General features: G+C 60.1%; 17 protein-coding genes. 15 read left to right on the forward strand and 2 right to left on the reverse strand.

Features of this window, described 5'->3' with window-relative positions; translation table 11 throughout:
• The first annotated feature begins 248 nt into the window (after window positions 1-248).
• The 6 genes from C451_RS02945 (at window position 249) to C451_RS02960 (ending at window position 5,040) form a co-directional block, all read left to right on the forward strand.
• A complete protein-coding gene (locus tag C451_RS02945; RefSeq protein WP_152420364.1) occupies window positions 249-830 on the forward strand; it encodes a metal-dependent hydrolase in 582 nt (193 codons plus the stop codon).
• Between the two features lie 713 nt (window positions 831-1,543).
• Complete coding sequence (locus C451_RS22465) at window positions 1,544-1,684, forward strand: hypothetical protein (RefSeq protein WP_161605826.1); 141 nt, start codon at window positions 1,544-1,546, stop codon at window positions 1,682-1,684.
• Between the two features lie 353 nt (window positions 1,685-2,037).
• Window positions 2,038-3,015, forward strand: a complete 978-nt coding sequence (locus tag C451_RS02950) for a hypothetical protein (RefSeq protein WP_007737521.1) — start codon at window positions 2,038-2,040, stop codon at window positions 3,013-3,015.
• A 167-nt stretch (window positions 3,016-3,182) separates the two neighbouring features.
• Window positions 3,183-3,818, forward strand: coding sequence for a hypothetical protein (locus C451_RS02955; RefSeq protein ID WP_007737522.1), 636 nt, complete (start codon window positions 3,183-3,185; stop codon window positions 3,816-3,818).
• A gap of 312 nt (window positions 3,819-4,130) precedes the next feature.
• Complete coding sequence (locus tag C451_RS21640) at window positions 4,131-4,421, forward strand: hypothetical protein (protein ID WP_007737524.1); 291 nt, start codon at window positions 4,131-4,133, stop codon at window positions 4,419-4,421.
• 184 nt (window positions 4,422-4,605) lie between these two features.
• The gene (locus C451_RS02960) at window positions 4,606-5,040 is read left to right on the forward strand and encodes an SLOG family protein (protein WP_007737525.1); all 435 of its coding nucleotides are present in this window, start codon (window positions 4,606-4,608) and stop codon (window positions 5,038-5,040) included.
• A 48-nt stretch (window positions 5,041-5,088) separates the two neighbouring features.
• On the opposite strand, the gene tnpC is transcribed toward C451_RS02960, so the two are convergent.
• On the reverse strand, window positions 5,089-6,525 hold the full coding sequence (tnpC, locus tag C451_RS02965; protein WP_049912789.1) for an IS66 family transposase: 1,437 nt from the start codon (window positions 6,523-6,525) through the stop codon (window positions 5,089-5,091).
• Between the two features lie 411 nt (window positions 6,526-6,936).
• On the opposite strand from tnpC, the gene C451_RS02970 reads away from it, so the two are divergent.
• On the forward strand, window positions 6,937-7,428 hold the full coding sequence (locus tag C451_RS02970; RefSeq protein WP_007737528.1) for a hypothetical protein: 492 nt from the start codon (window positions 6,937-6,939) through the stop codon (window positions 7,426-7,428).
• Between the two features lie 190 nt (window positions 7,429-7,618).
• On the opposite strand, the gene C451_RS02975 is transcribed toward C451_RS02970, so the two are convergent.
• Window positions 7,619-7,933: a hypothetical protein gene (locus tag C451_RS02975; RefSeq protein WP_152420365.1), complete on the reverse strand. Its 315-nt coding sequence runs from the start codon at window positions 7,931-7,933 to the stop codon at window positions 7,619-7,621.
• Window positions 7,934-8,067: 134 nt separating this feature from the next.
• Between C451_RS02975 and C451_RS02980 the strand changes: the two genes are divergently transcribed.
• The 8 genes from C451_RS02980 to C451_RS03010 form a co-directional block, all read left to right on the forward strand.
• The gene (locus C451_RS02980; RefSeq protein WP_007737530.1) at window positions 8,068-8,721 is read left to right on the forward strand and encodes a hypothetical protein; all 654 of its coding nucleotides are present in this window, start codon (window positions 8,068-8,070) and stop codon (window positions 8,719-8,721) included.
• 240 nt (window positions 8,722-8,961) lie between these two features.
• Window positions 8,962-9,171 carry a hypothetical protein gene (locus C451_RS02985; RefSeq protein ID WP_007737531.1) on the forward strand — a complete coding sequence of 70 codons (210 nt, stop codon included), beginning with the start codon at window positions 8,962-8,964 and terminating at the stop codon, window positions 9,169-9,171.
• A gap of 228 nt (window positions 9,172-9,399) precedes the next feature.
• A complete protein-coding gene (locus C451_RS02990; protein WP_007737533.1) occupies window positions 9,400-9,609 on the forward strand; it encodes a hypothetical protein in 210 nt (69 codons plus the stop codon).
• 325 nt (window positions 9,610-9,934) lie between these two features.
• Complete coding sequence (locus C451_RS02995; protein ID WP_007737535.1) at window positions 9,935-10,177, forward strand: hypothetical protein; 243 nt, start codon at window positions 9,935-9,937, stop codon at window positions 10,175-10,177.
• A complete protein-coding gene (locus tag C451_RS22470) occupies window positions 10,174-10,350 on the forward strand; it encodes a hypothetical protein (RefSeq protein WP_161605827.1) in 177 nt (58 codons plus the stop codon). The genes C451_RS02995 and C451_RS22470 overlap by 4 nt, the downstream gene beginning before the upstream one ends.
• The gene (locus tag C451_RS03000; protein ID WP_007737536.1) at window positions 10,347-10,586 is read left to right on the forward strand and encodes a hypothetical protein; all 240 of its coding nucleotides are present in this window, start codon (window positions 10,347-10,349) and stop codon (window positions 10,584-10,586) included. The genes C451_RS22470 and C451_RS03000 overlap by 4 nt, the downstream gene beginning before the upstream one ends.
• 100 nt (window positions 10,587-10,686) lie before the next feature.
• Window positions 10,687-10,971, forward strand: a complete 285-nt coding sequence (locus tag C451_RS03005; RefSeq protein ID WP_007737537.1) for a hypothetical protein — start codon at window positions 10,687-10,689, stop codon at window positions 10,969-10,971.
• Between the two features lie 212 nt (window positions 10,972-11,183).
• A partial coding sequence (locus C451_RS03010) for a spermidine synthase (RefSeq protein ID WP_007737538.1) occupies window positions 11,184-12,761 on the forward strand: 1,578 nt, incomplete at its 3' end.

The raw sequence follows: 12,761 nt of genomic DNA on the forward strand, positions 1-12,761 counted from the left end.
CTCGGTCGTCCCTCGCGCGCGGACTGCGCCTGGCGGCGCAGTCACGCACGCGCCACCGCTACCGCTTCTGCTCCTGCTCCATCGTCGCTGTCCTCCAGAGCGTTCGTTCCCACTTCGCGTCACTCCGCTCCACTCCGAGAGAGAAACCGAGCGAGAGAGAGACGGAAACACAAGAGCTGCACGACTCGACGAAGACCGCTGTAGCGCAGCCCAGTTTGTTTCCCCCAGAGGGGTGAGGCATTCGAGAGATGAGTTCGAAAACTGCCAATCAACAGATGGTCGCAGCCGTACAGAGTGGACCGAACACGACATCGCGCTTGACAGCAACTCTCGGCGCGCTGCTGGCGTACGCGCCGTTCGGCTGGTGGATCGCCGACGCCTATCCAGCCTTCGCCGTCGCGGGCGGCATCGCTGCAGTGGGCGTCGCGAGCATCCCCGACAAGCTGAGCCCGTGGATCATCCCCGACGAGTGGACGCACTCGCTGTTGGGTGCCGCTGCCGTCGGTGGGCTGGTAGCCGCCGCCGGCTGGCTGATCGCCGACAACATCGTCATCTACGCAGGCTCACGAATCGTCACTTCGGAAGCAGCAGCACAGTACGGCTTCGCCGTCGGCGGGCTGGCTGCATACGGTCACATCCTCGCTGACGGACTCACCGCGACTGCTGTCCGGCCGCTGTGGCCGATCTCAGAGCGTGAAGGCTCTCTCGATCTGCCCGCGCTGGTCGATCCTCGAAACAACGATGGACGGATCAATCTCGTCGGGACGATCGTCATCGTCGCACTCGCCGTTGGCGTGATGTCATCGACAGTGACTGCAACAATGCTGTGAGATCGCTCCAGCTTTTTTGTTGAGTGTGCGGCCACCCGCGCCCTCGCTTCGCGTCGGGCGCGTCCTCCCCAGCCTCCTCCCTGCGGGGCGCACTCACGAGGAGTGCGCCGCCTCGGTCGTCCCTCGCGCGCGGACTGCGCCTGCGGNCTCCCCAGCCTCCTCCCTGCGGGGCGCACTCACGAGGAGTGCGCCGCCTCGGTCGTCCCTCGCGCGCGGACTGCGCCTGCGGCGCAGTCTCGCACGCGCCGCCGCTACCGGACCGTTCCGTATCGCTCCGTACTGCTACTGCTACCGCTGCCAGACCACTACTGCTACCGCTACCGCCACCGTACCGCTACTGCTACCGCCACTATACCGCGACCGCTGCCAGACCGCTAACCGCTGCCGGACCACTACCGCTACTGCTACCGCTACCGTACCCCGACCGTACCGCGACCGCGACCGTACCACTACCGCACCAGCTGTCCAGGACCGTCTATTTCCAAGGATGCTCTTTCCAATACGATCTGTTAGTAGGGGCTTCTACAACTTTCTCTGGTCAGTTTTGTCTCGTCCGAGAGGACGGAAGACAGGTGTGTACGCCGCCCCATTTGTCACACCCCCGAAGGGGTGAGGGTTTCAAGAGATGAACGTCGTCACAGCAGCAGCGGACGGCAATTCCTCTCCCGTACAAAGAACGGTGAGGGGGAGATGAAGCCCTCACTCCAATACCAATGAACAGTGAGAGCTACAGCGGGAAAGCGGTTGCGGTGGTGACCGACGAACAGACCGGACGAACGTTCGACAGCAACCACGACCCAGTCGTCGACCTCGAAGAGGATATCGTCGGTAGCAAGAATCATCTCCTCGGTTAAGCCGTCGTTTCTCCCCTTTTTGGCAGTGGTGCAACCACGGCCGGACGGTGTGTCCGCCCTGCAACCGCGACGCGTGGGACAGACGTCCCACGCTGCTTCCGCACCCACAACCGCGACCGCCGTTTTTCCTCCCCGAAGGGGTGAGGGGGCCACGACCCCCGCGGACGTACCGACAGTCGATCCTGGTGTCTGATCAGGTCGATTGCCGCTGAGTCGTGGTAGGTTCCGTCGAGATCGTCGCATTCCGTTCCGCGTCCGCTCGGCAGTTTTGTTTCCCCTACGGGGGTGCAGGGGTCGAGAGCACACACGAAGCGTGACTCGGCCCGTTTAGTCGAAGTCAGAGGGAGATCACAATGTCTGTGACCGACACCAGTCAGTCGATCGAAGAACAGTTCCAGAACAACGTCGGTATCGAGGTCGATAGCGACGAGGTCGAACAGCGAGTGAGCACGCTGGTAGACGAGTACATGGTGCCCGAAGATGAAGCACGGCGGAGCGTCGTTACGTACCTGCTCGATGAATACGACATCGAGCGTGACACGTTCTACGCTCAGTCGGGGTCGGGGAACGATCTCGTGGCGTGTGGCGACATCGACAAGCCCGAGCTGTGGATCGACGTGCGTGCCGAAGTCGTCCAGCTGTGGGAGCCCAAGAGCGATTCCATCGCACAGGTCGGCCTGCTTGCCGACGAGTCCGGCACGGTGAAGTTCGTCTCGTGGGCGACCTCGGACCTGCCGGAGCTCGACGAGGGTGAGGCATACGCGCTCGAAAACGTCGTCACTGACGAATTCGAGGGGAAGTACTCGGTGAAGCTGAACAAGACCACCGACATCGAGCATCTCGACGAGGAGATCAACACTGACAACGACGACTACGGGTCGGAGTCGGTCACCAGTGAGGGTGCGCTGGTGGCGATTCGCCCGGGCAGTGGGCTGATCAAGCGCTGCACTCGTGACGACTGCACGCGCGTCCTTAACGATGGTCGGTGCTCGGAACACGGCGAGGTCGAAGGCGAGTTCGACATGCGGATCAAGGGCGTCCTCGATGACGGTCAGGAGGCCGAACCCGTCATCTTCGATCTGGAGGCCACCGAGGACATCACAGGTTGGTCGCTCGAAAAGGCGACCGACGCCGCGATGGACGCGCTCGACACCTCGGTCGTCGCCGACGAGTTCCGTTCCATGCTCGTGGGGCGGTACTACGAGATCGACGGGCCGGAGATCGGCGAGTATCACCTCGTGAACGATTGCGAGGAGATCGGTGAGGATGTCGCGTTCGAGGCAGACGCAGCGCGGCTGCTCAACGAGCACTTCGGCGCAGAGATAGCCTGAGTAACTCAGATCAGATCAGGCCATCGCTCGCGACCAGTAGACGTACCGTGCCGACCGCGCCGTGACGGCAACGGTCAGCAATTTTTCACCCCCGTGGGGGTGCAGGGGCGAGAGCAACGTGGCGTTGTGCCGCGTAGCGGTGTGCCCCAATCGAGATTCGATCAATCATGAGTTCGAGTGCAAGCAGTCCCAACGACGGTCGTACTGACAGAGAACCAGCCAAGCGCGCGTTCGCCGAGGAGTTCGCCGATGCCACGGAGCTGTTCCAGGAGTCCGACGACGAGCGAGCGCCGAAGTACGCAGTGCTGCCGACCGGCCAGCGTGCCAACCGAATGTTCGCCGTCGGAGCACTACTCGAAGCCGAAAACCTCGCCAAGAGCGGCGATGACGAGTATTGGCAGGCACGTGTGGTCGATCCGACGGGAACGTTCTTCGTCTACGCCGGGCAGTATCAGCCCGAAGCGATGGCAGCACTGCGCTCGATCGAGCCGCCCGAGTACGTCGCAGTGGTCGGAAAGCCGCGGAGTTACGAGAACGACAACGGCGAGGTGCTCATGTCGCTGACGCCCGAGTCGATCACCGTCGTGCCCGAGGCTGCCCGTGACCACTGGGTCGTCGAGACGGCCGACCACACGATAGCACGATTCGACGAATTCGCCGAGGGTCCAGGGATCAGTCCCGACGCCGACCGAGCGCGCGAGGCATACGGCGACGATATCGAAGAGTACGAGGTAGCAGCCAAGGAAGCGCTCGCCCAGGTCGCCGACATCGAACTGGCCGAAGACGAAACCGACGCCGAGTAGATCGAGACCCTCTTTTTTTGGTGTGCGACCACTCGCGCTCGCTACGCTCGCGCGTCCTCCCCAGCCTCCTCCCTGCGGGGCGCACTCACGAGGAGTGCGCCGCCTCGGTCGTCCCTCGCGCGCGGACTGCGCCTGCGGCGCAGTNCTCCCCAGCCTCCTCCCTGCGGGGCGCACTCACGAGGAGTGCGCCGCCTCGGTCGTCCCTCGCGCGCGGACTGCGCCTGCGGCGCAGTCACGCACGCGCCGCCGCTACCGCGACGTGTGATAGAATAGGGATAGCATATTTCCCAATGCGGCTTGAAGCAAGTGGCAATGATTGTCGAACCGCTCGGCTGGAAACACCTTCTTCAGGCCGTCTTAATAGCGGCGACAATTGTTATCATCGTTTGGTATCGTGAGAAGATGCATCCATGGTTCATCGTCGCAATGGGGCTCATGATGTTCGGCTCGGCTCTTTCAACTGTCTTCACGACCCTTCATCCCGATCCTGTACTTACTTGGTGGCTTGAAATGGTGCCGCTAGTGTTGTACCTAGCAGCAGTCGTGATTGCTATATCATTATGGTATCATAATAGAGGTGTCAACCAAGAATCTCCAAGTTGAGATCTCCACTCAACTCTTCTCCTTTAGTCTTCGAACAACCCGAAAGCGCGGTCGTGCACGTATCACCGCTACCGCTACTGCTCCTGCCCCCGTGATGATTGTCGAGTACAACTGCGAGGGTGGACGACCGGTGTGTACGCTGCTCCATTTGTCGCACACCCCGAAGGGGTGAGGTGTTCGAGAGATGGTGACCAACTCCAGCGCCGACGCCGACGGTGCTCGCTCGCAAACCACCCACGCCCCTGACGGTCTCTCGGTGATCGTCGCCGGGTCGCGGTCGATTCTCGACTGTCTCTCGCCGGACGGCCAGCGCCGGATCGTTGCCGAAGCTATCGACGAATCGGGCTTCCCGGTTGCGGAGGTCGTTTCGGGGACGGCTCGCGGCGTCGATCAGCTCGGCGGGGATTGGGCTGACGAGCACAGTATCCCAGTCGAGCGCTTCCCCGCTGATTGGGATACCCACGGTCGATCGGCGGGCCCTATCCGTAACGAGGAGATGGCCGAGTACGCCGACGCCCTCGTGGCCATCCACGTCAACGACTCGGGCGGGACTGCTCATATGATCGACAGTACGTGTTTACCCCGAGGACGCAACAGCGGGTACAGCCTGAGCTCGTGAAATCATCTTGTTGTTTCGGGCGATTCGCTTGAGCTCTTCNGTACGTGTTTACCCCGAGGACGCAACAGCGGGTACAGCCTGAGCTCGTGAAATCATCTTGTTGTTTCGGGCGATTCGCTTGAGCTCTTCGTAGGGATTGCGTCCCTGCTGGCGGCAGGTCGCCAGCAGGGATAGCAGCGTCTCATGCACGAACATACCGCGATCGTTCCGAAGTGTTCCGATGAGCTTCCGGAGAACTACCGGTTCACGAAGCGCGTTTTCAGCGGCATTGTTCGTTGGGGAGACCGCTGGCTCACCGACGAAGGTGAGCCAGTGGTCGAGACCTCCTTCGATCTTCCCGAGCAGTGTTGCCACTGGTCCGTCGGGTACTGACCGCTCAATCAGCGATTCAAGCTCTCTTCGTGCCACACGCTGGAGTTCTGCCCGTTCACGGACTGTCAAGTCGCTCTCCAGCCGAGTCTGGAGAGCGACGTACAGCTGTTTGAGGGCACGGTAGATCGGTTTGCCTTCCGCCTGCTTCTCGGCGGCGTCTTCAGCCTCCCGTAGAATATGTGCCCAACACCGCTGGAGATTGCTGCTGAAGGCCGGATACGCCGTCCAGCCATCACAGACGACCGTTCCCGCGAAGTCCTCGCCGAGGACTTCTGCGGGAACATCACTTCCTCGACTCTCCCTGACTGCGTACAGCGTGTAATCTTCGGTGGTGAACGTCCAGATCCACGCCTGTTCGCCGTCGCGTTTGATTCCGGTTTCGTCAACGTGGACAACGTCGGCTTGCTGGATCTGGCGGCGGATCTGCTCGTACTCACAGCGACCGGCGCGCGCAGCGCGCTCGGTCGCGTGCCACGCGGACGCGCCCGACAACTCCAGTCCGTGGAGTTGCTCGAAACGGTCGCCGATCTTTCGGTAGGGGAGGCGGTGATCGTACCGAGAGAGCGCCGCCTGTGCAATGACGTTCACCCCGAACTGCCCCTCATCGGGGCAGTCGGGGTGTGAGGCGACGGTCTCAGTTCCACAGGAGTGGCACTCGTAGTGATGCCGGTTGTACTGTGTGACTTCTGGTGGCTGTGGATCGGGGAGTTCCTCGACGAGTCGGGGGCTGACGCCCGCCGACTCGTCGAACGCCTCACTACACTCTGGACAACAGTCACAGGTGACCTCGATTTCTCGATCTGGGTCAGGAGCGTCGCGCCATTCCGGATCGTGTCCGGACTTTCGGCCTGGTGTGCCACCGTCAGTACGTGGTTGGTCGTCGTCCTCGTCCCCGCCGGACGAGGACGACTCCTCTTGCTCTGATTGATCCTTGCTCGGTGGTGTATGCGGTCCCTCGTACCATCGGACCTTAGCTCTGAGCCGCTTGTTCTCTTTACGGAGTTGCTGATTCTCTTGCTTGAGCTCTTCTTTCTCCTGCTCAAGTTCACCAACGCGATTTTCGAGAGCAGTAATCCGCTCAAGCAGTTGCTCCACTTTCTCGTCAGTGACCATCACAACTCTCCTCGGCCAGTGCAGACGACACGGGACGGTCTCCGGCAGGAAGACCGTCCCTCGGAGAACACGGTGTCGTCTGCATTGCTCTATTGCGAGGTCAAGGGCAACTTACGAGAGAGTGGCGAAATCGTTCTGGGGGTAAACACGTACGATCGACACGGCGTGCTCGGTCCTCGGTGATGGGCGCGTCCACGTGTACAAACCCTCACGGTAGCTCGCGCACGCGCCACCGTACAGCGGTGTTGGGGGTATCGGATTGGCCTTATGTAACAATCGTTCTTCCAGAAGGCAGAGAGTGTTACATAAGGCATGAACGAAGCAGAGACAGTCGCACCAGAATCGGTCATCAAGTGGGGGCACTCCGCAGTAGGTTTATTTTCCCCGGAAGGGTGAGGTGACACAACCACGATGAGTGGGTCACAGGACCAAGCGAACGGTGGCGGCGCACAGCAGTGGTCGCGCCCGCAGCACGCAGTCGCGTATCAGGAGGCACGGGCGGTGCTGAACGCTCAGCAGCAGCGCAAGGGAAACCTCGATGACAAGGCTCTCCGGACAGCTCGCCTAACGACGGTTGTCGTTGGTGCAGTGATTACGGTTGCCAAAGCGTTCGACATAGTCGTGGTCGAGCCACTCGGGTACATCGGTATCGGACTCCTCGTCGTATCGTTCGGGGCTGCACTCACTGCTTACGGCCTCTCCGGTCCAGTCCTCGGACCCAGTGCTGGAGGGCTTCGAGAACTCGTAGAGGCTGAAAGATGGGAGCGCACATTCCTCTTTCAGCTGGAAGCAGCCATCGACGTCAACACTACCCGGCTGGGACGGAGTTCGTTCGTCCTCCTCATCAGCGACATAACGCTGTTCGCCGGTGTGATAGCAACGCTCGCCGCGATAGCCCTATAACCATGGACCAACTACAATCATACATGAGCGATAGCACGGATCACGAATCAACACTTTCAACCGAGGAATGGGGAGCACCATGGGGCGCACCTGGTGGTGTGATCCGCCGCTGGATGCAGCGACTTCGCAACGGAAAGCAGGACTCTCACAACGGAGGTTCTCGATCAGATACTGACTCAGAGTAACAGATTCAACGAGTCGAGTGATTTCTTTGCGTGACGACGATTTTGAGCCACCACCTCATCGTAAAAATCGAACCAATCACCATCACTGTGAAGAAAGCTATCTGAAGTAGGGAGAGAATGGTGACTGACGACGAGAGCGTTGATACCCCCGAGAGAGGGAACAACGCTTCTGGTGCGGATTTCGGGGCCACAATGTAGAGGATGCCGCTGAGTATGAGTCCAAGCGGGAAGAGAGTCACGCGAATCGGTGGGGCTCCGCGTGCTGGATGCCGCGTCTGGCGTTCCTCGTTGGTAACCTCTGCTCGATCTGAGGCAGTCATCTCCGAATAGTTCCATAGGACAATACAAAAACCTGAGGCAAAGTGTCACAGCGAACCGCTCAGCAATTTTTCACCCCCAAGAGGGGTGAGGGTCGAGAGAAACCGATCATCGGCCCGAACGGAGAACGAGTCCAATGTCAACGAAATCCAACTCCACGACTGGCGATGCACAGTCCACAAACAGCGGTAGCAGCCTCGTCGCGGCCAATGCGATCAACAGCGGTGGGCGCTGGGTCAACCTTGAAGCCGAAGTCCTCGAACTCTGGAAGCCGTACACCGAATCGATGGCGCAGGTCGGCCTGCTCGGTGACTCCACGGGCGTCATCAAGTTCGTCTCGTGGGCAAAATCGGACTTGCCCGAGCTCGAAGAAGGGAAGGCGTACTCCCTCGAAATGGTCGTTACCGACGAGCACGAAGACCAGAACTCGGTGAACCTCAACTCGGAGACGAACGTTGAGGAGATCACTGGGCCGGAAGCCGCCCGTGACCGTCTCGCGGCGGATGTCGCGAACGCGGTGGCACTCGAAACGATCGATAGCGAGGGGCAGTGGATCGACGTCCTCGTGACGGTCGACCAGTTGTGGGAGCCCTACGCGGAGTCGATGGCTCAAGTCGGCCTCGTGGCCGACTCGACCGGTCGGATGAAGTTCGTCGCCTTCGAAACCTCGGAGCTTCCCGAGCTCGAAAGGGGCGCATCGTACCATCTCTCGAACGTCGTTACCGACGAGTACGAGGGCGACTACTCGATCAAGCTGAACTCCCAGACCGAGATCGAGCAGCTGGATTGAGCGAGTGAGTTAGCCCCTTGTCTTTTTCGTATGGAGCCACCCGCGCCTTCGGCGCGTCCTCCCCAACCGACTCGCTCTCTCTGCACCGCCCGAGCGAGTCCCTCGCGCGCGGACTGCGCCTGCGGCGCAGTCACGCACGCGCCGCCGCTCCGACTGCTGCCTTTCAGATACAAGCGAAGAGAAGACCGACGTGTTCCGACGCCGGTTTGTTTCCCCAGAAGGGGTGAGGTGTCCGAAGAGATGAACAACACGACCGACAGCGACCGCGAGCACAGCTCCAACATCACCGACGACAGCCAGCACGCCACGCAACACACGCACACTGTGAGTCAGGACGAGTTTGAGGCCAACTTCGATCTCGTCGGTTGTAGCGAGTGTGGGAAACAATTCAATCTCGGGGTGCAATCGTACTACGGATCCCGTTGTCCCAGTTGTCGCACCGACGACTGAGCGATTCGTTCAGGCGCAGTCTCGCACACGCCACCGCTCGCCGCCCAGCAGTTTTTCTCGCAGAACAGGAGCGAGGTGCTCACCGATGTCCAACCGACACGCTTGCAGTGGCAAGATCAGCGAACAGCAGCACAACCGCCTCGTTCAGTGGGAGATGGAGTACGATCCACTCGAACTCGATGAGAATCTTCGAGACGCCCACGAAGCAGTGTCTGGAGGTTCGGGTCGATGATGGTCGCCGCCGGCTTCGACCACAAAAACGACGAACTCGGCACCGCTCGCACCGATCCCGCCGCTACCGCCGAACCCACTTCATTCGAGTTGAGCGATGGCACCGAAATCCTCTACGTGCCGGGCGACCCCGAGTACCACGAGGTGATCGAGCGCCCGACTGCGTCGTCGCCGTCCGGTCAGGGGCCGACCATCGATCCTCGTTGAGATCGTGTTTGGGCATTTTGGTGGGGAGAAAACGTACGAATCCCTTATGTAACAGTATCGGTTCTCAGTACCGTTGGATGTTACACAAGGAACAATCATCATTAAATACCATCCACGAGAAGATCGGTCTGTGATGGCATCCAACAGTACCACCCGTTCTAGCTACCTGGTGAACAAGAGCAGAGACGTACACGCAGAACGCAAACAGTACTGGTACTTGGACGCACTCAGTCAACGGTGAAGAACGATTCAACGGTAGCACTAGGATATTCCACCGACCGCGCCACCTATTTTTCTTTTCCAGAGGGGTGAGGTGTTTTGAAGGATGGAGATTCGCCAACTCACACTCGAAGACGCGTATCGAGAGTTGAACAATATCGTCGACGTCGTCGCGGTGACTACCGATGGGCCCGGAAGCCTCTGTGCCGAACACAAAGACGTTCAAGACGCCATCGAGGAGTTCCTCAACGGCACGACGTGGGCGATCATCGAAATTACTGATCTTGCCGGACAGTATCCACGGGCATACGTCGGGCCGCCACCGGAACACCGGGAGGGCGGCCGATGAACGAGACTCGATCCACACCGTCGACGTTTGGCTGTAAGTTCTGCGAGTTCGAGGATTCGCCGCAGATGCTCAAAGCGCATCTGATCGACGAACACGCCATCGAAATAGCGAGTCGCCACTGGGCCACGCACATCCACCGAGCCCAAGCCACCGAGGAGGTCGCAGACCGATGAGCGAAGCCGGAGATTCCCGCCACTCGCGGCTCTGTCCAGATCACCGACGAGATCATGTTTCATCGGGAGCGTGTGTTGCCTGCGCACAGGCCCGACGCATCGCCGAGCTGGAACAGACCGTCGAGAAACTGGCGGTGTGCATCGAGGAACTGAAGGGAAACAACGAGACGGAGACGGCAGCACAGGAGACACGATCGGATCAGCCAGAACACAGATCCACCGAAACAATCATCTAGTGTGCTGTGAAATCAACTGGCACCGACAGTTCGCTCGAAGGAACACACCGAAATGACAGGTTCTGTCCCCTCACCCACATTCGTGGGTGGGATTGAACGCGTGGCTGTCGACGTGGAAGGCGTACTCGCAGCATCCCACGCACGGCTCTGCACAGTCTACAACGAGCGATACGACACCACTTACACCGAGACGAAGGCAGCGCTGGGCTACGATGCCTACATCGACGACAAGCCGGGCCTCGCCGACAAACTCGCCGCCGACCAGTGCCAGTATCTCGTCAAACAGCCGTGGAACCGATCAGCCTGGAAGCACGACTGGACTGTCACAGTCGCGTCGGTCGTCGAAGCCGTTGATCGCCTGCTCGCGAACACTGGCGGACCGTGATGGCGGTGCGGAAAGCAGCGGTCGCGGGCGCAGCAATGGTGCGGGGTGGTGGGCGCGGGGCAGAAAGCAAGAGTGGGCTGTTGCAGCGACAGTGCTGAAATCCATTGAAAAGTTGCTGAGGTTAACAAATTAAGTGCTCGGAGAGCGCACAAAGCGCATACGAAACCGTGTCCAGAACCTATCATGACCAGTAATACCCGCCGGCCCTGACCATGATTCCCGAATTCTCCATCAACACCGACGATGTCCTGCCGTTCAACTGGCGGGCGGAGACAGCGGTGTTCGCATCCGGAGTCACCTCGATGGGTCTCGAAGTCCTCGCTGGCCGAGTCATCGCTCCTGTGTTCGGCAACTCCGTCTACACGTGGGGCGGTGTCCTCGGAGTGTTCATGATCGCGCTTGGTGCTGGCTACTGGCTCGGCGGCAAACGAGCCCGCGAGCGTGCGTCTGAAATCGCTCTCACGAAGATCCTCACCTACTCCGTCGTCACGATCGGCGTCATGAGCGCGGTGTACGAACAGATCGTGCAGGTGAGCGCTCTGCTCCCGATCCCCGCCGTCTATGCCCCGATCATCCCACTCACGGTTCTGTTCGGGCCACCGACGTTCCTACTCGGATTCATCAGCCCGTATGCTGCCGAACTGAGCGAAGCTCGCAGTACGGGCGAAGCGTCAGGGCGTGTCTACTCCCTTGGGACGGTCGGCAGTATCTTCGGCGCGTTCCTCACCACGTACGGTCTCATCCCGTATCTGTCGGTGCTCTGGATTCAGGTCATCTTCGCCGGCTCGCTGGTCGTCGTCGCCATCGCAATCTCGTATCCCCCCTCGGCTCGCTCGCTTGCGCGAGTCGGACTGGCGGTCGTCATCGTGATCTTCGCCGTCGGATTTACGCCGGCCACCGCAACCTCTGGCAACACCGTCTATGAGACTGAGACACCGTACCAACACCTGCGTATCGCTGACGACGACGGCGTGCGAACGATGTATCTCAATGATCATCCGCAGAGTGCGATGTATACCGATAACAGGTCGGGCTACGTCTGGGATTACGAGTCCTATGCCCACCTCAGCCACCTCTATCGGCAGGCAGATAGCGTCAACCGAGTGCTCGTCATCGGTGGCGCAGGCTTTTCGATCCCGAAGCGGTTTCTCACCGAGTATTCCAACGTGACCGTCGATGTCGTCGAACTCGACCCAGAAGTCGTGAATGCAGCGAAAACCCACTTCAACGTGACCAACTCCCCTCGGCTCAACATCTACACGCAAGATGGGCGTCGCTACCTTCGGAACACTAACCACACCTACGACGCCATCGTGCTCGATGCATATCAGAAAAACAATGTCCCGTTCCATCTGACGACGATCGAATTCATGCAGCTGGTATCCGAGCGACTGGATGAGCGTGGCGTATTCATCCAAAACATCATTTCCGCGGCTGAGGGACCACGCTCGAAGTTCATGCGCAGCGAGTTCAAGACCGTCCAACGAGTGTTCCCCTCCACAGAGATCTATCCCACCGGATCGACGCCACGAGCCGTCCAGAACGTGATGGTCGTCGGTACGAAGGGGCCAGACATGACGCAAGCAGAATTACACCGTCGGAGTCAACAACGGTCCATTGGGATCGATCTCTCACAGGAGGTGCGAAATTACCGAGGGCCGGGAACAGTCGCTACCGCAGATGTGCCCGTTCTCCGCGACGGGGATGCTCCAGTCGACCGCCTGACCGGGCCGCTGTACGACCAACCGTACGTGGTCCAGCAAACAAACACCAGTCCGAATCGCCAGCCT

Source organism: Halococcus thailandensis JCM 13552 (genome assembly GCF_000336715.1).
Classification (GTDB): Archaea; Halobacteriota; Halobacteria; order Halobacteriales; family Halococcaceae; genus Halococcus; species Halococcus thailandensis.

What these genes read in the sequence shown, in the direction of transcription:
- C451_RS02945 (WP_152420364.1), top strand. Translation starts at nt 249, where the DNA reads ATGAGTTCGAAAACTGCCAATCAACAGATGGTCGCAGCCGTACAGAGT.
- C451_RS22465 (WP_161605826.1), top strand. Translation starts at nt 1,544, where the DNA reads ATGAACAGTGAGAGCTACAGCGGGAAAGCGGTTGCGGTGGTGACCGAC.
- C451_RS02950 (WP_007737521.1), top strand. Translation starts at nt 2,038, where the DNA reads ATGTCTGTGACCGACACCAGTCAGTCGATCGAAGAACAGTTCCAGAAC.
- C451_RS02955 (WP_007737522.1), top strand. Translation starts at nt 3,183, where the DNA reads ATGAGTTCGAGTGCAAGCAGTCCCAACGACGGTCGTACTGACAGAGAA.
- C451_RS21640 (WP_007737524.1), top strand. Translation starts at nt 4,131, where the DNA reads ATGATTGTCGAACCGCTCGGCTGGAAACACCTTCTTCAGGCCGTCTTA.
- C451_RS02960 (WP_007737525.1), top strand. Translation starts at nt 4,606, where the DNA reads ATGGTGACCAACTCCAGCGCCGACGCCGACGGTGCTCGCTCGCAAACC.
- tnpC (WP_049912789.1), bottom strand. Translation starts at nt 6,525, where the DNA reads ATGGTCACTGACGAGAAAGTGGAGCAACTGCTTGAGCGGATTACTGCT.
- C451_RS02970 (WP_007737528.1), top strand. Translation starts at nt 6,937, where the DNA reads ATGAGTGGGTCACAGGACCAAGCGAACGGTGGCGGCGCACAGCAGTGG.
- C451_RS02975 (WP_152420365.1), bottom strand. Translation starts at nt 7,933, where the DNA reads ATGACTGCCTCAGATCGAGCAGAGGTTACCAACGAGGAACGCCAGACG.
- C451_RS02980 (WP_007737530.1), top strand. Translation starts at nt 8,068, where the DNA reads ATGTCAACGAAATCCAACTCCACGACTGGCGATGCACAGTCCACAAAC.
- C451_RS02985 (WP_007737531.1), top strand. Translation starts at nt 8,962, where the DNA reads ATGAACAACACGACCGACAGCGACCGCGAGCACAGCTCCAACATCACC.
- C451_RS02990 (WP_007737533.1), top strand. Translation starts at nt 9,400, where the DNA reads ATGATGGTCGCCGCCGGCTTCGACCACAAAAACGACGAACTCGGCACC.
- C451_RS02995 (WP_007737535.1), top strand. Translation starts at nt 9,935, where the DNA reads ATGGAGATTCGCCAACTCACACTCGAAGACGCGTATCGAGAGTTGAAC.
- C451_RS22470 (WP_161605827.1), top strand. Translation starts at nt 10,174, where the DNA reads ATGAACGAGACTCGATCCACACCGTCGACGTTTGGCTGTAAGTTCTGC.
- C451_RS03000 (WP_007737536.1), top strand. Translation starts at nt 10,347, where the DNA reads ATGAGCGAAGCCGGAGATTCCCGCCACTCGCGGCTCTGTCCAGATCAC.